Source organism: Paludibacter jiangxiensis, from assembly GCF_001618385.1.
Taxonomy (GTDB): domain Bacteria; phylum Bacteroidota; class Bacteroidia; order Bacteroidales; family Paludibacteraceae; genus Microbacter; species Microbacter jiangxiensis.
The window spans coordinates 520,206-542,823 of the sequence record NZ_BDCR01000001.1 but is presented as its reverse complement, the minus strand read 5'-3'; the positions used below and the strand labels follow the sequence as shown (position 1 = coordinate 542,823).

Annotated in this window: 12 protein-coding genes; 11 read left to right on the top strand and 1 reads right to left on the bottom strand. The window is 41.5% G+C overall.

Annotation, left to right across the window (positions count from 1 at the left end; genetic code table 11):
• Positions 1-130: 130 nt before the first annotated feature.
• Positions 131-2,965, bottom strand: coding sequence for an FAD-binding and (Fe-S)-binding domain-containing protein (locus tag PJIAN_RS02015; RefSeq protein WP_068701516.1), 2,835 nt, complete (start codon positions 2,963-2,965; stop codon positions 131-133).
• A gap of 440 nt (positions 2,966-3,405) precedes the next feature.
• Here PJIAN_RS02015 and PJIAN_RS02010 point away from each other — a divergent pair, with 440 nt between their 5' ends.
• The 11 genes from PJIAN_RS02010 to PJIAN_RS01960 all read left to right on the top strand — a co-directional run bounded on the left by PJIAN_RS02010 (position 3,406) and on the right by PJIAN_RS01960 (position 22,603).
• Positions 3,406-4,254 (top strand): hypothetical protein, encoded by an 849-nt coding sequence (locus PJIAN_RS02010; RefSeq protein ID WP_068701514.1) that lies wholly within the window; start codon positions 3,406-3,408, stop codon positions 4,252-4,254.
• A gap of 441 nt (positions 4,255-4,695) precedes the next feature.
• The gene (locus PJIAN_RS02005; RefSeq protein ID WP_068701512.1) at positions 4,696-5,547 is read left to right on the top strand and encodes an ATPase; all 852 of its coding nucleotides are present in this window, start codon (positions 4,696-4,698) and stop codon (positions 5,545-5,547) included.
• Positions 5,548-5,555: 8 nt separating this feature from the next.
• Positions 5,556-6,392: an N-acetylmuramic acid 6-phosphate etherase gene (gene murQ, locus PJIAN_RS02000; RefSeq protein ID WP_068701510.1), complete on the top strand. Its 837-nt coding sequence runs from the start codon at positions 5,556-5,558 to the stop codon at positions 6,390-6,392.
• Positions 6,389-7,846, top strand: coding sequence for a glycosyltransferase family 2 protein (locus PJIAN_RS01995; RefSeq protein WP_068701509.1), 1,458 nt, complete (start codon positions 6,389-6,391; stop codon positions 7,844-7,846). The genes murQ and PJIAN_RS01995 overlap by 4 nt, the downstream gene beginning before the upstream one ends.
• Before the next feature lie 173 nt (positions 7,847-8,019).
• Positions 8,020-8,958, top strand: a complete 939-nt coding sequence (locus PJIAN_RS01990; protein ID WP_172795571.1) for a DUF4922 domain-containing protein — start codon at positions 8,020-8,022, stop codon at positions 8,956-8,958.
• 54 nt (positions 8,959-9,012) lie between these two features.
• Positions 9,013-10,779, top strand: coding sequence for an MFS transporter (locus tag PJIAN_RS15095; RefSeq protein ID WP_068701507.1), 1,767 nt, complete (start codon positions 9,013-9,015; stop codon positions 10,777-10,779).
• 26 nt (positions 10,780-10,805) lie between these two features.
• The gene (locus PJIAN_RS01980; RefSeq protein WP_068702684.1) at positions 10,806-12,041 is read left to right on the top strand and encodes an exo-beta-N-acetylmuramidase NamZ family protein; all 1,236 of its coding nucleotides are present in this window, start codon (positions 10,806-10,808) and stop codon (positions 12,039-12,041) included.
• Position 12,042: 1 nt separating this feature from the next.
• The gene (locus PJIAN_RS01975) at positions 12,043-13,227 is read left to right on the top strand and encodes an acyltransferase family protein (RefSeq protein WP_439951393.1); all 1,185 of its coding nucleotides are present in this window, start codon (positions 12,043-12,045) and stop codon (positions 13,225-13,227) included.
• A 411-nt stretch (positions 13,228-13,638) separates the two neighbouring features.
• A complete protein-coding gene (locus PJIAN_RS01970) occupies positions 13,639-17,073 on the top strand; it encodes a SusC/RagA family TonB-linked outer membrane protein (RefSeq protein ID WP_068701503.1) in 3,435 nt (1,144 codons plus the stop codon).
• 11 nt (positions 17,074-17,084) lie between these two features.
• A complete protein-coding gene (locus tag PJIAN_RS01965) occupies positions 17,085-18,923 on the top strand; it encodes a RagB/SusD family nutrient uptake outer membrane protein (protein WP_068701501.1) in 1,839 nt (612 codons plus the stop codon).
• 503 nt (positions 18,924-19,426) lie between these two features.
• Positions 19,427-22,603, top strand: a complete 3,177-nt coding sequence (locus PJIAN_RS01960; RefSeq protein ID WP_236714359.1) for a SusC/RagA family TonB-linked outer membrane protein — start codon at positions 19,427-19,429, stop codon at positions 22,601-22,603.
• Positions 22,604-22,618: the final 15 nt, after the last annotated feature.

The window sequence follows — 22,618 nt, the reverse complement described above, 5'->3', positions numbered from 1 at the left end:
TTGTGATGAATCGGGGGAACTCTGATTATTTGTTTATAAGAATTGGAGGAAGTAAAAAAAAATATCCTCTTTTGATTAAAAAAGAGGATATTCTCATTGAAACAGATTTGGTTAGTGTAGATGGGCGAAATCAATGAATTTCTTTAGCTGTTGTGCATTGATCCACAAGATAAACAATTGACATATATGGAATTCCGCTGTTAGTCGTCAGTCCGATTTCGCAGGTCCGACTGTTGGAATAACCTTTTTTAATTCCGTTTGCCTCAATTTGAGGATGCAGCTTGCGGAGTGCATACCTGTTCACCTCCGGTGTGGTAAAGCCTTTGTCGCCAGCGAAGCCGCAGCATCCAACTTCGGAGGGGAGTAAAACATTCGACGAACAACGATTTGCCAGACGGACTAAGGTGTTTTTTAACCCCATTTTTGTCATGGAACAGGTGGTGTGTATCGCAATCGGTTCATTGATAGGATGAAACTCCAGTTTGTCGACAAGATAGGTTTCGATAAACTCAACCGGTTCGAAAAGCTTTATTTTGGTAATTTTTTCCTTCATCCGGTAAAGACACGGACTTTGATCACAAACTACCGGATATTTGCCCTGCTCGCTTGCTTTCCAGAGCGCAGCCTCCAGTTCTTCTGTCTTTCGGTCGGCAATGTCATACATTCCTTTGCTTTCCCATATGGTACCGCAGCACATCTTTTCCATTTCTTCGGGGAAAATTACTTCGTAGCCGGCTTTTTGGAAAAGGCCTGTCATTTTATCCGACAGAGGTGTTTGCTCGGGACTGTCTTTGTGGACACCCATCGACTGGTTGATGCAACTTGGAAAATAGACTACTTTTTGCTGAGAAGGTTTAATATTGAGGCTGTTTAGATGAATTTTATGCGCCTTTGGCATAGCTGTTGTCCAAAGTGGCAGTCCCATTTTGTTAGCTTCGTTGCAGAGATAAGTCATGTTTTTACTACCTATCACTGTGTGGGCGAAGTTGGCAAGAGTCAGCACGGAGCGCAATCCTGTTTTTATGCCTGCAAAATGGTTTGCGGCAAAATTGCCGATATTCCATCCAAAACTGCCCGTTGGCAGAGAAGCGTGACGAACATCGTGTGTCAGGTGGCCTGTGTTGATGCCCATTGGACACGAGGTGGCACATAAACCATCACCGGCACAGGTTGCATTGCCAAGATATTTGTATCCTTTTTCAAGTTCGTGAAGGACTTCTGGACTCTCGTTGTTTTGTTTGAGTCTCGTTATTTCGCGTTGGATTACAATCCGTTGTCTCGATGATAACGTGAATCCAGATGTAAGACAGTTCACTTCACAAAAACCGCATTCAATACATTTGTCGACATGCGGATTGGTAAGGGGCAACGGCTTAAAGTCTGATATGAAACAATCCGGATTGTCATTGAAAATTACACCCGGGTTGAGAATGTTATTCGGATCGAAAAGCTTCTTGACCTTTTGCATTATGTAAAAAGCTTCATCTCCCCATTCTTTTGCAACGAAAGGAGCCATATTGCGGCCGGTTCCGTGCTCTGCTTTTAGGGAGCCGTCGTATTTTTCGGTGACAAGCTCCACCACATCTTTCATTAACGATTCGTAGCGCGCAACTTCTGCATTCGAGTCAAATCGTTGGTTTATAATGAAGTGGAAATTTCCTTCAAGCGCATGTCCATAAATAACACTATCTGTATAGTTGTATTTTTCAAGAAGTTGCTGGAGTTCGGATGTTGCCTCGGCAAGGTCTTCCATGTGAAATGCAACATCTTCGATCAGTGTAGTAGTGCCGGGTTCGCGCATGCCTCCCACCGAAGGAAAAATACCGGAACGAATTGCCCACCACACATTGTATACGTTTTCATCTTGTGTAAACGAGGCGGGTAGCACCGTTTCGCATTCCCGAATGCACAGCTCGATAGCTTCGATCTGATACAACAATTCTTCCTCCGTATTCGCTTTTGTTTCAATCAATAATGCCGTTACTCCAGGGGCGAGCTGTGGTAAATAATCGGGCATTCCTTCTTTGCCTTCCACCGACTGCAGTGCTTTTCTGTCGAGCAGTTCAACTCCGGTGACAGGCGTATGCTTCAGCTTTTGGACAACCTCGCAGGCATATTTTATATCTTTCAGGTAGAGCATTGCACTCGCTTTGAAGTGCATTTCGGGTTCCGTGCTCACCGTGGCTTCTGCTAAAAAGGCAAGTGTACCTTCCGACCCAACCAGCAAATGCGTGATTATGTCAAACGGATCGTCGTAAGCTATAAAAGGAAGGATATTTAATCCTGTGACGTTTTTGATGCTGTACTTATGGCATATTCTGTCGGAGAGTGTTTTATTTTCCCGTATTTCGTCTCTTAATTCTAAAAGCGTCTGTATAAATTCCGAGTGCGTAGCCTGAAATGCCGTTTTGCTTTGCTCGTCGGCTGTGTCCAGCAACGTACCATCTGCAAAAATAATGCGGGCAGAAAGGAGAATTTTATCGCTGTTGGCGTGAGTGCCGCAACTTTTTCCCGATGCATTATTGATAATGATGCCTCCCACCATGGCAGAGTTAAGAGAGGCGGGGTCAGGTGAAAATATTCTGTCGAAAGGTTTTAATATTTCGTTTACGCGGCTTCCGACAATACCGGGTTGCAATGAAATTGTCTCTCCATTGTCATGAATCCTGTATTTCTCCCAGAGTTTTCCGACCACTATCAGAACAGAGTCGCTTATGGCCTGCCCGGAAAGACTAGTCCCGGCAGCCCGAAACGTAACCGGAGTAGCTGTGTCGTTCGCATTTTTTAAAAGAGTGCTGATTTCTTCTTCGTTGGCCGGGTGTAAAACGAGCTGAGGAATTTTACGATAAAATCCGGCGTCGGTACCCCAGGCTAAACGCCGTGTGATATCAGTAAACAAACGTTGTTTTGTTATCGTTGTGGGCATTGCTTGCTGAAAAGCTCTGATGTTATTTGAAGTGTTCATAAGCAAAATAAAGAGAAGAAGTTATCAGGTGTGGTCTGAATTATAACACAATTATCAGGTGCTATAAACATGAATATTTTACTTTTGCAAAGTAAGTCATAATGTACTATATTTGCACTTTAATAGTGTAAAAATAAATTATAATAAATTAAAAGGAGGATAAAAATCCTAATTATAGGGCTGTTTTAAGCAGTTGAAACGCATTAAAAAGTGAATATATATACTAATATAATGTAAACGTGCTAGTGTAATTTTGTTTGTAGACTTGTTGGTTAGCAGGATAATCGTTAATTTTGTCTTCTGATTTTGAATTGACGACTCAATTGGTCGTCATTAGACTTCTTGATTTTCTAAAATATAGACGTTGTTCTGACGTTTAAAGCTACCGGGTATTAGTAATAAGTGGAGTTGATACTGAATATATTTTAAAAATATTTACGATGAAATTAATTGCCGACAGTGGTTCTTCTAAAACCGAATGGTGTCTTGTAGAAGGTATCTATGTTATAGAGAGAGCTTTTACAGAGGGACTGAATCCTTTCTTTCAGATGCGAAGAGAGATTAGTCGGTCTATTAGGTTGCAATTGCCTGAAGTTTTCTTCAAAAAGAAAGTTGATCAGATATATTTTTATGGCGCGGGTTGTTCATCCAAAGAAAAAAAGGATGTTATTAAGGCATCTCTGGTGACTCAATTCAGAGCCCCTGCAGAAGTGGAGAGTGACTTGCTCGGAGCTGTAAGAGCTTTATTCGGCAATCAACCCGGAATAGGTTGTATTCTTGGAACCGGCTCAAACTCTTGTTTTTACGATGGAGAAAAGATAGTTAAGAACGTGGCTCCTTTGGGTTACATTCTGGGCGATGAGGGTAGTGGTGCCGTCTTAGGTAAAATGTTTTTGAGCGATTGTATGAAGCAGATTGCTCCGAAAGATTTGTGTGATATGTTTTACGATGTATACAAAATTACCCCGGCGGATATTATGGAAAATGTTTACAGCAAGCCTTTTGCTAATCGTTTCCTCGCAAGCTTTTCATTCTTTTTGGAGAAGCATCTCGATCATGAATATGTGTACGAGCTTGTGAGCCGGAATTTCCGTAACTTTTTTACCCGCAATATCGTGCATTATGATTATAAGGCTTATCCTATTCATTTTATGGGACATGTGGCATATTATTACGCCGATATACTGAAAGAGGTAGCTTCGGAATTTGATGTTGTCGTCGGCCAGATCGAAAAATCGCCGATGCCGGGTTTGGTTCGTTACCACACTGCTCATTGCCGGTTAGATTAACTCTTAAATGATTATATAGATGAGAATCAGCGAATCTTACGGTTCGCTGATTTTTTTGTGCAATTGAAAGAGTGTTTGTTTGATAAATATTTACAAATGAACTATAGGTATAGAGTAAATTGTTCTTTTGGTATTGTCGTATATGTAGATTCTGTTATTGGTTAATTGGTTGTTAGTTAGTTGTTTTATGGGTGTTTTCTGCTGTTGGTTTTTGTTACTTTTGTGGCGGATAAAATATAAAAATATGTACGAAAATAATAAATAAAATAAAAATAATGATTTATATGTTGTTTTTGAGTTTCAAATCATAAACTTTCAATTACCTTTGTTGCGATATAATTGATAAGCCGGTTTGAATGCAATTTTACACTGCCATCTTCTTGTTACAGTGTCCGGACTTCAGATCAATTAATTTTGATAAATCATTTTCATCGAATAAATATGATACTTATTGCGGATAGTGGATCTACAAAGACATATTGGTCGCTTATTAAGGCTGATGGTAGCTGTAGTCATTATTACACACAGGGGATAAATCCTTTTTTTCAGACTGAATATGAAATAGAGGGATTTTTGCGGATGACATTGCTGCCACAACTTGGACTCAATGAAATTTCTGAAATTTATTTCTACGGCGCCGGGTGTGCCACAGAAAAGCAAATCAATTTGGTCAGGTCAGCTTTCTCCAAAGTATTTGTTTATGAAAAGATAGAGGTGGCAAGCGACTTGCTGGGCGCAGCAAAAGCGCTGTGTGGTGATGAGCCCGGTATAGCATGTATTTTAGGAACAGGATCAAATTCTTGTTATTATGATGGGAATACGATCGCACAACAAGTTTCTCCGTTGGGATTCATTATCGGAGACGAGGGTAGTGGTGCCTCATTAGGGAAAAGGTTGGTTGCCGATTGTCTGAAGAATCAACTTCCGGAAGGACTCAAAGAAAGGTTTTTGGAACGCTTCAAGCTGACTCAGGCTCAAATTGTTGAAAATATTTACAGTAAACCTTTTCCGAGCCGATTTTTAGCATCATTGTCGTTGTTCCTGATAGAAAATATCGAAGAACCGGCGCTATATCAGATAGTGTATGACGGATTCGCCGATTTCTTCAAACGAAATGTTTTTCAATACGATTATAAGGACAAAAAAGTAAATGTAGTGGGCTCTATTGGATATCATTATCAGGATGTTTTACGCAAAGTGGCGGCAGATCTTTCTCTGCAATTGGGTAAAATTATTCAGGCTCCTTCTGAAGAGCTGATAAAATATCACATTCAACGATCTAATAAACTCTGATTACGCGTATGGCGTTTGAAAAAATCACTGAGATGTCGTCATTGCACGATAATCTTGACAAAAGTTCTGTGCTGGAATTGTTGGTAGGTATCAACGAAGAAGATAAAAAAGTGCCTCTTGCTGTAGAAAAGGCGATTCCTCAGTTAGAAAAGCTGGTTGAATCGATAGTGTTGAGGATGAAGCGGGGTGGACGAATTTTCTACATGGGAGCTGGTACCAGTGGTCGGTTGGGAGTCCTCGACGCTTCGGAGATTCCCCCGACTTATGGTATGCCCAATACGTTAGTGATAGGTTTGATAGCCGGAGGCGACAGAGCACTCCGCAATCCGGTGGAAGCAGCCGAAGACAGCGAAGAAAAAGGCTGGCAGGAGCTGGTGAGTTATAATGTGAATGTGAATGATACAGTGATTGGTATTGCGGCATCAGGCACAACTCCTTATGTGATAGGTGCCTTGAAACATGCTCAGCAAAATGGAATTCTTACGGCGTCTATTTCCTGTAACCCGGACGCTCCGGTTGCACAGTATGCCGATATTCCAATCGAAGTTGTTGTCGGGCCTGAATTTGTGACCGGAAGTACCCGGATGAAAGCCGGGACCGCACAGAAACTGGTGTTGAACATGATTACGACAACCACCATGATCAAATTGGGTCGTGTAAAGGGAAACCGGATGGTGAATATGCAGCTGACTAACAAAAAGCTGATTGACCGTGGCACCCGGATGATTATGGAGGAGACCAAACTCGAATATGAAGCAGCAAAGAATCTGCTGTTACTGCACGGCTCGGTAAAAAAGGCTACCGACGCATTTTTTAATGTCAATAAAGAAGAAAATATCAAATGATACGAATTGATTGTTTTTTACCGTTTGCTTCTAAAGAGCAGATTGCCCCGACTCTGGAACAACTGACTGCGTCGTCGCTGGTCGGCAAAATTTATCTGTTGGCAACCGAAGAAACCCAAGGGTTCGGAGGTTACGAAGTGCTGCACATCGACAGCCTGAAAAGCAGTGCAACCATGCACATGATTGCTTCCAAAGCCACTTCCGATTATATTTTCGTTTATCAAAAATATTCTCCCCTCCAATTGGGTTATTTTGCGCTCGATCGTATGGTGAATCTGGCCGAAGACTCGGCTGCCGGCATGGTTTACGCTGATTCGTTTCAGGTGATCGATGGCGTGAAGAAAATTCATCCGGTGATTGCTTATCAGGAAGGAAGTTTGCGCGACGATTTCGATTTCGGATCGGTGCTGCTCTTCTGCTCCAAAGCGTTTAAGGAAGCGGTGTCGGCAATGACGACCAATTACGCTTTTGCAGGACTGTACGATCTGCGCCTTAAGCTTTCTCAAAAACATGATCTCGTTCATATTAACGAATATCTCTATTCTGAAATTGAAACAGATAGCCGTAAGTCGGGCGAAAAGATCTTCGATTACGTTGATCCGAAAAACCGCAGCGTGCAACTCGAAATGGAAGCGGCCTGCACCGAACACCTGAAAGAAGTGGGTGCATATCTGGCTCCTCAGTTCAAGGATGTGGCTTTCGAGGAAGGTAATTTTCCGGTGGAAGCATCGGTGATCATTCCGGTATTCAACCGCGTTCGTACCATCGAAGATGCCATTCAATCAGTGTTGAAACAGCAATGTAAATTCGATTTCAACCTCATTATTATTGATAATCACTCAACCGACGGAACAACGGAAGCGATCTGTAAATACGAATCGGATCCGCGGGTAATCCATTTGATTCCAGAACGTTTCGATCTGGGTATCGGAGGATGCTGGAACGTGGGTGTGCAGGATGCCCGTTGCGGAAAGTTTGCCGTTCAGCTGGATAGCGATGATGTTTACAGCGGTGAAACTACCCTGCAAACTATCGTGGATGCTTTCTACGAGCAACAATGCGCCATGGTGGTGGGAACTTACCGCATGACCAACTTTAACATGGAAACCATTCCTCCCGGAGTAATCGATCACAAGGAGTGGACTCCGGATAACGGTCGTAACAATGCCTTGCGTATCAACGGACTGGGCGCGCCACGTGCTTTCTATACCCCAATGTTGCGCAAAATTAAAGTGCCTAACACCAGCTATGGAGAAGATTATGCGTTGGGACTCTATTTCTCTCGCGAACACCGTATCGGACGAATTTATGACGTGCTTTACCTGTGTCGTCGCTGGGAAGATAACTCGGATGCCTCGCTGGATATTGTGAAGATGAATGGTCACAATACTTACAAAGATCGCATTCGTACCTGGGAGCTAAAAGCTCGCAAAGCACTGAACAAAGCAATTTGATAATGTGCTAATGAGTCAATGAAGCAATGCTTCGGAAGAACAGGTAAAGTCTTTGTTCTTTATTCTTGGCTCTTTGTTCTGTAAGTTTTTTAGTCATCGTTTTTTTTAATCTAATTACCATGAATCAATATCCTAAAAACGAAGAACTAAGCTCTTGTTGTCAGAGTGACTCGTTGATGGATCGGGTGTACAATCTTCTTGAACGGCAAATAGCTGTTTGGGAGCTTCCGAAACGCAATTATACCTCTTTGGATAAGGTCGAAACAAAGACTTTGAAAGTGGGTGGCGTGGAAATGATGGTGCAATTCAATCCTTCACGCATTGTCTCTTCTGCTGCAAAAGTGGATGCTGCTTCGATCAAGGAACGCAAGTGCTTTTTATGTAAAGCACATTTGCCTCAGGAACAAGAGGGGATCCCTTTTGGTGACGGGTATTTGATTCTGGTCAATCCGTTTCCGATTTTCCCGAAGCACTTTACGATTCCGGCTTTGGAACATACCGACCAGCTTATCCGTACCCGTTTGGGCGATATGCTGGATGTCGCTAAAGCATTAGATGGTTGTGTTATATTTTACAATGGGCCGAAGTGCGGGGCTTCTGCTCCCGATCACATGCACTTTCAGGCCGGAAACAGAGGATTCCTTCCTCTTGAAAAAAACTGGAATTCTGTCTATCGTGAACAAGCCGCGGTAATTGTCGACCGTCCGGAAATAAAAGTTTCACGTCTTCCTTATTATTCGCATGCTGCATTGGCGCTCGAGTCGGCGGACAAAGAGCCCATGTTGCAACTGTTTGAAAAAATCTACACTTTACTGGCTGTTCCACAGGATAGTCCGGAGCCGATGCTCAATTTGCTTTGTCGGTTCGATGATGGCTTGTGGACGCTCTGGGTCTTCCCGCGGAAGTTGCATCGTCCACGGCAATATTTTGCTGAAGGTGACGACAACCTGCTGATAAGCCCTGCATCAGTCGATTTGGGTGGCGTGTTTATCACTCCGCTTCAAAAAGATTTTGAAAAAATCACATCAAACGATATAGAAGATATTCTCCGGCAAATTTCAATGGACGCGGACGAATTCGATTTGCTTTGCAGCCGTCTTGCGGCGGAGTAAAGGAGCGTGATGTGTTACTCTCTGTAAATCAGTTTCAATCTTAATATTTCATTAATGTCAGAATCGAAAAATAAATCTCCCTGGGCCTGGATTCCAACTCTCTACTTTGCAGAAGGAATCCCGTATGTAGTGGCAATGTCGCTGGTTGTTGTCATGTACAAACGCTTGGGAATTTCAAATACCGATATAGCGTTGTACACCAGCTGGCTCTATTTACCCTGGGTAATTAAGCCCTTCTGGAGTCCCTTCGTGGATATGATGAAAACCAAACGCTGGTGGATTGTAACCATGCAATTGCTCATCGGAGCATGCTTGGGTGGGGTGGCTTTCCTTATTCCGGTGCCGTTTTTCTTTCAGGCAACGCTGGCTGTGCTTTGGTTGATGGCGTTTAGTTCTGCGACACACGATATTGCTGCCGACGGTTTTTATATGCTGGCTCTCGATAGTTCACAACAGTCTTTCTTTGTGGGCATCCGTAGTACATTCTATCGTTTGGCTATGATTACTGGTCAGGGTCTGCTGATTATTCTTGCCGGAAGTCTGGAGAGTTTTACCGGTTTGCAACCGTTGAATTTCTCTGTCGAATCATCGACTACGGCCAAATCAACGATTGTGATGCAGCCTCAAAACTACAACGTGCCCAAGACTGACGAAATGACCTTCGTGGCATTCCCTTCCGATTTAGTGCTGAATACGAACCGGATTTCGAAAGATTCACTGGAACAGATCAAGAATATTGCTTCGGCACAAAACCTGCAGAACGGCTTTGTGAGTGCAGATAAAAACAGTGCAGTTAAAGCCGCTTCGAAAGAGATGACTGGTAATGCCGGAATTGTTGCCATCCGCCTGACGAAAAAACCGGAAGCGGGTAAATCGGTTGTGTTGAATACCAATTTCGCGAAAGGAGATAAAAGCATCTCTGTTGTTTCCGGTGAACGGATTACGTTCACTCCCGAAAACTGGGATAAACCGGCTTATGTGGTGGTGCAGCTCGATAAAAAGTTGAGCAGTAATGTAAAAAGCGAATTCAAAGGCGTGTCGGGAAATCTAAAATTGGCCTGGAGCATCACGTTCTTTATTTTGGCCGGTTTCTTTGTCTTGCTATTTGTTTATCACCGCTTTGTGCTGCCGCGTCCGGCATCCGATCATTCTACGGCGACAAATAGCGTTGGCGATATATTCAAAGAGTTCGGGCACACATTTGCTACATTCTTCCAAAAACCGGGTATCGTGCTGGCTATCTTCTTTATGCTTACCTATCGTCTTGGTGAGGCAATGCTGGTTAAGATCGTATCTCCCTTCCTTCTCGACGGTCGAGAAGTGGGTGGCTTGGGACTGACTACCGGACAGGTGGGTTTGGTTTATGGCACTGTTGGGGTATTGGCGTTGACACTGGGTGGAATCACCGGAGGTATTGCTGCATCCCGCAAGGGTCTTAAATATTGGATTTGGCCTATGGCAATGTCGATTACCTTGCCGCAATGTGCGTATATTTTTCTGTCAACATTCCTTCCCGATAATTTCTTTTTTATTAATCTGGCGGTGGCAGTCGAACAGTTCGGGTATGGTTTCGGATTTACGGCATACATGCTCTATATGATCTATTTCTCTGATGGCGAACATAAAACCGCGCATTATGCTATCTGTACCGCCTTTATGGCTTTGGGAATGATGTTGCCGGGAATGATGGCCGGATGGTTACAGGAAAAACTGGGTTATCAGCACTATTTCTTTACGGTGATGCTGGCGATTATACCTTGTTATCTGGCCGTGTCTATGTTGAAGATTGATCCCGAATTCGGGAAGAAAAAGAAAAACTAACCGTTTTTACCAATGGCTTTGTGATGATGAAAAAAATAAATGTGATATGGTTGATGGCCGCTTTGCTGTGCCTGTCTCAGAGCGGGATGGGTGCGCAAAGGGTAAAAACGGGTATTGAAGTACTCCGTGAAAGTGCATTCAAAATGCTTCAGGGAAAACGTGTGGGACTTATAACCAATCCTACAGGCGTTGACTCGCAATTGAAGTCGACAGTAGATATTCTGAATGAAGCTGCCGGCGTAAAACTGGTTGCTTTGTATGGTCCCGAACACGGAGTACGGGGCGATGTTTATGCAGGCGATCATGTGGATAGTATTGTCGATAAGACTGGCGTCCCTGTGTATTCGCTTTATGGAAAAACGAGGAAACCGACACCCGAAATGCTGAGAGATGTTGATGTGATTGTGTATGATATTCAGGACATCGGGTGTCGTTCCTATACTTTTATCAGCACCATGGGGCTGGCCATGCAGGCAGCTGCCGAAAACGACAAAGAGTTTGTGGTACTTGATCGTCCAAATCCGCTTGGCGGACTGACGATAGAAGGCAATCTGGCAGAAGATAAATTTATCTCGTTTGTCAGCCAGTTCAAAATTCCGTATCTCTACGGGCTTACCTGTGGAGAGCTGGCCAAATTGCTGAACAACGAAAACATGCTCGGCAAGAAATGTAAGTTGACGGTGGTTCCAATGAAAGGCTGGAAACGGAAAATGACGTACACCCAAACCGGTTTGCCATGGGTGCTTACATCTCCGCATGTGCCTTATGCTGAGTCTGCGGCTTATTACGCTGCATCGGGTATTTTGGGAGAGTTCGACTTTATGTCTATTGGAGTGGGCTACACATTGCCATTCCAACTCTTTGCCAAAGATTCGATCGATGCCAACGTGCTTGCCGAAAAGATGAATGCGTTGAAATTGCCGGGTGTATTGTTTCGCCCTATCAACCTGAAGCCATTTTATTCGGTAGGGAAGGGGTTGAATTATTCAGGTGTACAATATTTTATAACCGATTACAGCAAAGTGCGCTTGACGGAGATTCAGTTTTATGTGATGCAGGAGATGGCCAAACTTTATCCCGAAAAGAAGTGCTTCGGTCCGAATACGAAGTCGCGTTTCGATATGTTCGACAAAGTATGCGGCAGCGATCAGATACGTCTTCGTTTTGCTCAAAATATGAATGTGGACGACATCCTTCCTTACTGGAGAAAAGACGAGGATGCCTTCAGAAAATTGTCAAAGAAATATTATCTCTATAAATAAAATTCCTATGCCGACTACTAACAGACTTTTGGCGCTGGATGTAATGCGTGGTATTACTATTGCCGGAATGATTCTGGTTAATAACCCGGGTTCGTGGGGTCACATTTTTACTCCGCTGGAACACGCATCATGGAATGGTCTTACACCGACTGATCTGGTATTCCCGTTTTTTATGTTTATCATGGGGGTATCCACCTATTTCTCACTAAAGAAATATGACTTTAAGTTTTCGTCGGAGGCGGCGTGGAAAATAGCCAAGCGGACGCTGATTATTTTTGGCATCGGTTTGGCCTTAGGATGGTTTGGCTTGTTTTGCAGAACCACTCTTGACTTTGGTAACACAGAAATGACCTTCTCGGAACGTTTGATGCACGGTTTGCTTCCATTCGACAAGATCAGGGCGCTTGGCGTAATGCAGCGTCTGGCATTGAGTTACTGCGGAGCTTCCATTATTATACTGCTGATTAACCATAAAAAGGTATTGTATGTTGCCGGTGGAATTCTGGTCGCATATCTGGCAATTTTGCTTCTTGGTAACGGATTCGATTTGACAGAAAATAACGTGATCAATATTGTGGACCGTGCTCTGTTTGGCGAAAATCACATGTATAAAGAGGTGATGCCCGACGGTTCCAAGTTTGCATTCGATCCTGAAGGTCTGTTGAGTACTTTGCCCTGCTTAGCTCATGTTTTGCTGGGTTTCTATGTGGGTAAGATTATTAATGAAGTGAAGGATAACGGTCAGCGTATCCAACAAATCTTTATTTTTGGTACCATCCTTTTGTTTGCCGGATTTTTGTTGAGCTATGGTTGTCCTATTAATAAGAAAGTGTGGAGTACCACCTTTGTGATGGTTACCTGTGGATTGGGTTCGTTGTTGCTTTCATTGCTCATTTGGTTGATAGACATCAAAGGGTATGTGAGTTGGTCGCGTTTCTTTGAATCCTTCGGTATCAATCCACTGTTTATGTATGTGCTTGGGGCCTTGTTATCTATCCTGTTCGGAACCATTCCTTTGATAATCACTCCTGAAGTTGTAACCATCAAAGGATTTATTTATAATGATTTGCTTTTGTCGTGGCTGCCTGATCTATGGGCTTCTCTGTCGTTTGCTATCTTTTTTGTGCTTTTTAACTGGATTTTCGGTCATATTCTCTATAAAAAGCGCATTTATATAAAAATCTGATACTAATTCTCTTTGAAATGCTTTCTTGTATGAGCATTATTGTGTCTAAGGTATGAATTAAATAATGTTCAAAAAAAATAAAAACAGCATATATATGTTGCATATATGTAAAATATGAGTAAATTTGGTATCTGTAACTATTCGGGATTATTGTATGTTTCTTTGAGATTAAATCGAAGTAAATGTAATGTATAATGCGAGTTATAAAATATTTGTCTGTCTTTTATCTAAAATCGAATAATCGAATCTAAATCTCTTTTGACTCTAAAATAAGTAGTATTTTTTTAATTCACACTAATATCTTAATACCATTAATATTTTCCAATATCAGGTTTTGCCAAAAACCTGTCTTATTGTTATCGTTTGGCATATAATTAAAAATAGATTATTATCTTCAAATCCCCAAAAATTATGATTAAGTTTTATAAGCAAAGATGGTTTTATTTGGGTTGTTGTTTGTTGGTGGTGCTTTTCACTGTAGTGGGAGCTTACGCACAAACAAGAGCAATCAAGGGAAAGGTGGTTGATAGTTCCAATCAACCGGTAATTGGAGCAACTGTGAAAATAAAAGGAACCTCGGTGGGTACGATTACTGATGTTAATGGTAGTTATACCGTTAATGCTGCATCGAAAGATGTATTGGTATTCTCATTTGTTGGATACAATACCATTGAGCAGCCCGTTGGTTCGAAAGGAGTTCTTAATGTATCATTAAAAGAGTCGGCAATACAAATGGAAGAGGTGGTTGCTGTCGGTTATGCGACGCAGAAGAAAGCCAACTTGACAGGAGCTGTTGCTAATGTGGACACAAAAACGTTAGAAGCAAGACCTATTCCTGATGTTGGACGTGGGTTGCAAGGTGTGACTCCTGGTTTGAACGTTGTTATCCCAAGTGGTGAAGTTGGTTCTGATCCTGTGATGAAAATTCGTGGACAGTTGGGTTCTGTTAATGGATCGACTAATCCATTGATTTTGTTGGATAACGTTGAAATTCCATCAATTCAGTTGGTAAATCCGGATGATATTGAATCTATCTCCGTTCTAAAAGATGCTGCATCGGCTTCTATTTATGGTTCTAAAGGTGCTTTTGGTGTTATTTTGATAAAAACCAAAAAAGGCGCAAAAAGAGAAAGCGTAAATGTAACATACTCTAATAATTTTGCCTTTCAGAATATGGCAAAAGATATGAAAATGGGAGGCCTCGATGCTTTGGAATATGCTGTTCTTGCAATGGAACGTGTAGGAGGAACAATCACAGGTACCTTCTGGAAAGTTGACCGTGCCGGTTATGAAAAAGCAAAACAATGGCAAGATAAATATGGCTCAACTGTAAAATCCAGCGATCCGATGCTATATGGACGCGATTGGTATGTAGATGCAAATAATAATAAGATTGGTCTGAGAACATACAATCCGTATGACTATTTGGTTAAGGAGTGGACTCCTTCTCAAACCCATAATTTGTCGGTTAACGGCAAAAGCGGGAAGACCGATTATGATTTGAGCTTTGGTTATTTGAATCAGCAGGGAATTAACAAAACGGCTAAAGATGATAGCTTTGATCGTTTTAATGGATCGGTTAGAGTTGGAACCGAATTGAATAAGTACGTAAAGATTTATGGTGGTTCTATGTATTCAAAGAGGAAGAAAAATTTTCCTTATGCAACTAATTCAACTACAGCAGACCCTTGGTTATATATTTATCGCTGGGGCCCAAATACACCGTACGGAGTATGTCAGGATGGGCGTCCAGTGAGAAGCCCGGCTTACGAAATGGGAGCTGCAAATACAGGTTACATGGACACTCGTTATCTTACGATGAATGGAGGATTAACGATCACTCCTATGAAAGATTGGACGATTGATGTTGATTATACCTATGCAAATCAGGACTATACAAATAAAAGACCAGGGACAAGCTATACTGCATATGATTCCTGGAGTAATGCGGTAAAACAGACGGATGCAAGTGGTAATCAGGTATATGTGAATAGTAATGGTGATGTTGTTAGCGCAACGTCTCCAGATGCAATGCCTGCCTACCAATTAGGCTGGTCAAATTATACAGGTGTCGGATCTAATCCCGATCATGTGTATATGTTGTCGAAGAATGATCAATGGAATACGTTTAACGTTAAATCTACCTACGAATTTACGGTTGCTAAGGATCATAAGGCAAAGTTATTGTTAGGTCTTAATAGTGTTGATTATAGATATACTTATAACTGGAGTCAAAAAACACAGCTAATTGACTTTACAAATCCTCAGTTTGACTTGGCAACAGGAACTCAGACCAGTAGCGGTGGCGAGTATTGGGATTCTCAGTTTGGTGTATTTGGACGTGTAAACTATAGTTTCAAAGATCGTTATTTATTGGAGGCAAACTTGCGTTATGACGGAACTTCTAAATTTCCAAATGACTTGAAATGGAATTGGTTCCCTTCATTTTCGGCAGGATGGCGTGTGAGCGAAGAGCCGTGGATGAAATGGAGCAGTGAATATCTGAGCTCTTTCAAATTGAGAGGATCATGGGGTTCTATTGGTGACCAATCAGTAGCAGGTAGCCTTTATATTCCTACAATGAGCGGAAGTAATACCACATGGGTAATAAATGGGACAACAAAGACCTATTCTTTTGCCACTCCGGCTGCTGTTTCAAGTGATATCTCTTGGCAAACCATCACAACGCTGGATTTGGGTTCTGATATCCGCTTGTTGAATAATGAACTTGGACTTTCGTTTGACTGGTACAGAAGAGATACTAAAAATATGATTAATGCTCAGGAAGGAATTCCTGCTACCTATGGAGCTTCTTCTCCTCAGGGTAATTTCGGTTCACTAAGAACTAATGGATTTGAATTGCAGATGGATTTCAATCACCGATTTAAAAATGGGTTAGGAATCAATGTAGTTGCAACTCTTGCTGATTCGAAAACAAAAATTACCAAGTATGGTTCTACTAAAAGCCTTGACAGCTGGTATGTTGGAAAGACATATGGTGAAATTTGGGGATACACAGTTGATCGTTTGTATCAAAAAGACGACTTCGTTTATGGATCGGATGGCAAAATGGTACAGGTAACGTTGCCAACAGGTGTTAAAATCAATCAATTAGCTGATGCCAGCGCTCCAACACAGGGATACTTGCAAGGCGGTAATTTCTATTTTGGCCCTGGTGATGTGAAATTTAAAGATATGAATGGCGATGGTAAAATTGATGACGGAAGTCGTACTACCGATGATCATGGTGATTTGAAAGTGATTGGTAATTCTACCCCGCGTTATGAATATTCGTTGCGTTTAGGTGCAGACTGGAAAGGTGTCGATGTTTCTGTGTTTATGCAAGGCGTAGGCAAACGTACAGTTGTAGGGGACGGATCATTAGCTATTGCCGGTTATAACTCTGGTGATGGTGCCATGCCTGAAGCTATTGCCGGAAATTTCTGGAGAGAAGATCGCACCAATGCTTTCTATCCTCGTCCATTTAATTTGAGCTGTGTTGCCGGAGATGATGCAACAAGATATAATACGGTAGAATCGGATAGGTATCTTTTGAATATGGCATATATGCGTATTAAGAACATTACGGTAGGTTATGCTTTCCCTGCAAATTTGCTGAAGAGATTCTATATAACGAAGTTGAGAGTGTATGCTTCCTTAGAAAACTTCTTTACATTTGATCATTTAGGATCATTACCCATTGACCCTGAAGATACTAATGGCCTCTCTACTGTTTGGACATCATCCGTTACGGCTACGTCCAATACGAACTATAACTCAGGCCGTATAGGAACTGGAGTACCTGCGTTTAAGACATTTTCTATAGGTCTTCAAGTAAACTTTTAATAGATGTAATTATGAAAAAGAATATATTTATTTTATTTCTGACTGGTCTCCTTGTGATGAGTTGTAATGATTTCTTGGACAGGAAATCGTTGACAACTATGGATGACAGCAATTATTGGACATCAGAATCTAATTTGCGTCTATTTGCAAATGGATTTTATAATAATTATTTCAACGGATATAATTCAAGTTGGACAACTGACTATTCACCACTAACAGGATATTCTTTCTCGGATGACCTTGTTTCCACAGGTGTCCAAACTAACTTTTATGCTCAGGCTCCTACTTCTAACTCATCCACATCTGAATCCAGTGCATGGATTGCAAGTTATGGTGGTCCTCAGTGGAACTTTGCATGGGTAAGAAAGTGCAATCTTTTCATTAATAGAATTGATGGAATGAAGGGCAAGTCTATTACGGACGAAGCATATAACCATTGGAGTGCTGTGGGTCGTTTCTTTAGAGGATTTGAATATAGCCGATTGGTGAGTGTCTTTGGAAATGTACCTTATTATGATAAGGTAGTCGGTGACGGCGAAAAGGATTTGCTGTATAAAGATCGCGATGACAGAACATTTGTGATGGATAAGGTGTATGACGATTTGAACTATGCTTTTGATAACATGCGTACAAATGATGGAAATGTTCAATACCTGAATAAGTATATCGCAGCTTCTTTCATTTCTCGTCTTATGCTTTTTGAAGGCTCATGGCAGAAATATCATTTGAATAATACTGAAAAAGCTAAGAAGTATTTTGCATTTGCTGTAAAGGCCGCCAATTTTGTAATGGCTTCCGGCAAATATAATTTCACAAGCGATTTTAGAAGTCTGTTTGGTTCGGATAACTTAGCTTCGAATAAGGAGGTTATTTTATATAGAACTTATGATGCAACACAAAGCGTTACACATGCAGTGCAATCGTATAGTGACGGTTATTCAGGACAAACTCAGGGCCCGAATTTAGACTTGGCAAAATCATTTATTTGTAAAGATAGCAAGCCTTACCAGCTTTCTACTGTGACTGATGCCGATAAATTCGATATCGCAAGTATGGTTAAGACAAGAGACCCGAGATTTGAAGCTACTTTTTCAAATACAGTAGCAAGCTGTACTCAATCTTCTTCTTTGCTGTATGCCTATAAATTCTCAGATCGCGTTTCTCCTACATACTTTAATGGTGTTTATCCTGCAATGTATGCATCCAATACCAATGTAAACGATGCTCCGGTAATCCGTTATGCCGAGGTAGTGTTGAACTGGATTGAAGCGAAGGCGGAGTTGGCTACAATGGGCGAAGCTGCTGTAACACAGTCGGATATTGATGTGTCCATTAATGCGATACGTAATCGTCCCCTTGATGCAACTGCAATAGCACGTGGAGTGACCAAAACAGCTCCTTTGCAATTGACTACGCTGGTTACAGATCCAAGTAAAGATGATCCTGCTATTTCTGATCTGATGTGGGAAATTCGTCGCGAACGCAGAATGGAATTTGTTTTTGAATTTGCTCGCTTGATGGATATTCGTCGTTGGAAGAAAATAGACTATATGAACTATACAACGCATCCGGAAAAAATGTTAGGCCTTTGGATTGATTTCCCCAAAGAACTTCCTTCATTCTTGGTTACTACAAAAGTTGGTAAGTTAAAGGTGAAAGATGCAACCGGAAATGTTATCACTTACAATGGTACAAATGCCTCTTCTATGGTAGGTTTTTATATTCCGGAAAATAGTGCGGATCGGAACAGTTTTACCAATAGAGTTTATTTATGTCCTATCGGAACCAGTACAATTAATGCTTATAAGGACAAGGGCTATACCTTGACCCAAACTCCTGGGTGGGAATAAGCAATGTTTTGAATTAAAAGACAACCGTTGGATATTGATATTTTGATTTTTATCAATACAACGGTTGTCCAAATAATCTGAAACAGAACCCGGTTTTGGAAAATAGATAAAAGTTCATGAAAATTGGATGGACCAATTGCTATGCATGAGTGATTGGTCCTCCTTTTTTGAACAACATATTTTTGCTAAAATTTAGTGTGAATTAATATATTTTGACCTTTACTTAAGGCCAACTCTGGAATTTCTATTTGAAATTCTCTTATCTTTGTCTTTTAATAAAATTATATTAGGACTGCCACTCCACAATTTGCTTCACGGCAGTTTTTCTTTTGCTATTAGTGTTATTATGTACCTTCCCTTCTGATGTCCTTTTTATAGGAGGAAAGGATGATCCAAGTTGACCTCTCTTATATGTGTGATTGATCGCCGATACACTCGGAATACGATTGTGTTGCTTTATCTGGTTTTAAAAATAGTTTTTTTATATTCAAAATCTCAAAATTATGACTAAGATGTTTAAGCAAAGATGGTTTTATTTGGGTTTTTGTTTATTGCTGGCATTTTTCACGGTAGTGAATGCTAATGCACAAACAAAAACAATCAAAGGAAAGGTGGTTGATGCTTCTGATCAACCGGTTATTGGCGCTAGTATCAAAGTAAAAGGAACCGGTAGTGGGACAATTACTGATGTTGCTGGCGAGTTTTCGTTAAAGGCATCCAAAGGAGCCGTATTGGTGGTCTCATTTGTGGGATATGCCACTAAGGAGATGCCAGTGGGTGCAGCTGCAGACTACACAATTGTTCTGACAGAAGATACCAAAGCACTTAGCGAAGTTGTCGTGACGGCTATGGGCATCAAAAAAGAGAAAAAAGCATTGGGTTATTCTGTTTCCGATTTAGGTTCTCAAGAACTGATGAAGAACAAGAATACTAACGTGGTTAACTCATTGGCTGGTAAAGTTCCAGGGGTAAACATTACTCAAAGTAGTGGAGCCGCAGGAGCTGGAGCAAGTATTACTATTCGTGGAGGTAACTCAACGTCGGAAGGACGGGAAAACCAACCATTGTTTGTTGTGGATGGAGTTATCTACGACAATTCTACTTCGGTTATTGGTAATACCGGAACTGACGGGATGTCTCGTAGTAATACTTCCTATTCTAACCGTATTATGGACATCAACCCCGAAGATATCGAGACGATGTCCGTGCTGAAAGGCGCTGCCGCATCCGCTTTGTATGGTTCACGCGCAGCCGACGGTGTTATTATTATCACTACCAAAAAAGGTGCTGAAGGAACGGTAAAAGTTGACTTTAGTAGCAAACTAAGCTCTTCGTGGGCAAATAAACTGCCAGAAACACAAACCGAATTTGGTCGTGGGTTCTATTCTACCAATGGCGTGTTTTCTGATCAAACATATAACTCGTGGGGAGATAAGATACCTGCGGGGACTAAGTTGTACGATAATATCGGCGATTTCTTTCACAGTGGAACAGTTCTGGATAATAATGTCAGTGTATCGGGAGGTTCTAAGAATGGATCTTTCTATTTATCCGGCTCAAACTTCAATCAGTCTGGTATCATCAGCAAAACCGGATATGACAAAACTACTTTCCGGTTCAACGGAGAACAAAAATACGGACGTTTGACAGTTGATGCCAACGTCGCCTATTCTATTGCAAATACTGATAAAACTTTAACCACTTCAGGTCTGTATGGAGGTGGAGGTAATGGTACCATGACAGCTGTCTATGGCTGGCCTCGGACTGAGAACATGTCAAAATATCTGAATGACAATGGTACTAAATACCGTTTGTTTGACGGAATATTCGATTTGGCAAATGACACGGAAAATCCCTATTGGATTACCAATATGGATAAAATGAATGATAAAACCAAACGTTTTACGGGTGCTCTTAGCGGATCATATAAAATTACAAGTTGGTGGGATGTTTCTGCCCGTCTGGGTTATGACCAATACACCACCGATGCATATACCTATATTGCCCCAGGTTCGGTAGTTTCTGAAATGTATCAGAAAGGTCGTTTGAGTAAAAGCAATTATGACTATGCTTACACGACTACCAATATTATGAGTAATTTCCATAAAACAATCAGTGATTTTGATCTGAATTTGTTATTGGGAACTACCACAGAAAACACCGAACGTACCAATCAAACTCATTGGGGGTACAATTTTATCACAGCCGGAACCATAAGTTTCAATAACATTGCATCTACCAACCAGTTTTTCAAAGATGCGACCGTAAAAAAACGTTTGGTCGGTGCTTACGGAGAATTCCGTGCTTCTTATAAAAATATTGCTTATCTCACAGCAACGGGACGTAATGACTGGTCATCCACTCTGCCGGAAGACAACCAGTCATACTTCTATCCTTCAGTGAGTGGATCTATGGTTTTCACAGAGTTATTACCCAAAAATAATATCCTTTCATTTGGTAAGGTTCGTGGTAGCTGGGCTCAGGTTGGTAAAGACGCCAATTCTTATGCAACTCTAACCTATTTGACCAGCCCGTTGAATTACGGCTCCTATATTGGAATCGGGAACAGCTATACCAGTGGAAATCCCTTTTTGAAGCCTGAAATTCAGACTTCGTGGGAAGTTGGTGGTGAATTGAGATTCCTGAATGGACGTATTGGCGTAGATTATACCTATTATCACAGTCAGACGAAGAATCAGATTGCCTCTCCACGTTTGTCGAATGCCAGTGGTTATATTATGACTTCTATTAATTCGGGATCGGTAATTAATAATGGTATGGAGCTTGCTATTACAGGCAAACCCATCGTTAAAAAGGATTTCGAATGGAATGTAACACTCAATGCTTCCTACAACCGAGGCAAACTGGGTGATTTTCTCAAAGGAGTGGATTATTTCTATCCCACCGATGCTCAATTCGGTACAGTAAAAGCAGCGTCTATTCCTAATGGTGGTAACTTCCTGGCATTAACCGGACGTCGTGTGTTGCATGAAAACGGATCAAACGGAACAGAAGACAAAAACGGTCGTCTTTTGGTCGATCCGACTACAGGTTTGTATAAACTGTCATCAACCTCGAATAATGAAATTGTTGGTAATCGGGAACCTAAATTTATTGGAGGTTTGAATAATTCATTCCGTATTAAGGACCTGACTCTCTCATTTCTGCTTGACTTCCGTATTGGTGGAGATGTTTACAACGGAACAGAATATTACTTGGTTGCAAACGGCATGAGTAAAAGGACTACAGCCAACAATCGTGAATCGGTGACAGTAACAGGTATCAATAGCCAAACCGGAGCCGAGTTTTCGCAAACCTATAACGCGAATCAATCTTACACCATTGGTGGAGCTACTTATTCGGGAAAATATATGATCCAACAATACTGGGCTAACTACAACCAAAATTCCGAGAACTTTATTACTTCAGTCAATTGGATGAAACTCAGATCAGTTTCTCTTAATTATGACTTTTCGAAGTTGCTGAAGAAGCAAAAGGTGATCAAGGGATTATCGGTTACGGCAACAGGAACCAACCTCTTTACCTGGACCAACTATAAGGGAATGGATCCGGAAGTAAGTGCCGCAGGTGGTACCGGAGGTTCGGGTTCGACAGGCATCGATTATTGTAGTGTGCCTTCGACTTCCAGTTTTTCATTTGGGGTAAATATTACATTTTAACTAACGGAAAGGATC

Excerpts from the sequence above, each read along its gene's own strand:
- PJIAN_RS02015 (WP_068701516.1), bottom strand. The coding sequence starts at position 2,965 with ATGAACACTTCAAATAACATCAGAGCTTTTCAGCAAGCAATGCCCACA.
- PJIAN_RS02010 (WP_068701514.1), top strand. The coding sequence starts at position 3,406 with ATGAAATTAATTGCCGACAGTGGTTCTTCTAAAACCGAATGGTGTCTT.
- PJIAN_RS02005 (WP_068701512.1), top strand. The coding sequence starts at position 4,696 with ATGATACTTATTGCGGATAGTGGATCTACAAAGACATATTGGTCGCTT.
- murQ (WP_068701510.1), top strand. The coding sequence starts at position 5,556 with ATGGCGTTTGAAAAAATCACTGAGATGTCGTCATTGCACGATAATCTT.
- PJIAN_RS01995 (WP_068701509.1), top strand. The coding sequence starts at position 6,389 with ATGATACGAATTGATTGTTTTTTACCGTTTGCTTCTAAAGAGCAGATT.
- PJIAN_RS15095 (WP_068701507.1), top strand. The coding sequence starts at position 9,013 with ATGTCAGAATCGAAAAATAAATCTCCCTGGGCCTGGATTCCAACTCTC.
- PJIAN_RS01980 (WP_068702684.1), top strand. The coding sequence starts at position 10,806 with ATGAAAAAAATAAATGTGATATGGTTGATGGCCGCTTTGCTGTGCCTG.
- PJIAN_RS01970 (WP_068701503.1), top strand. The coding sequence starts at position 13,639 with ATGATTAAGTTTTATAAGCAAAGATGGTTTTATTTGGGTTGTTGTTTG.
- PJIAN_RS01965 (WP_068701501.1), top strand. The coding sequence starts at position 17,085 with ATGAAAAAGAATATATTTATTTTATTTCTGACTGGTCTCCTTGTGATG.
- PJIAN_RS01960 (WP_236714359.1), top strand. The coding sequence starts at position 19,427 with ATGACTAAGATGTTTAAGCAAAGATGGTTTTATTTGGGTTTTTGTTTA.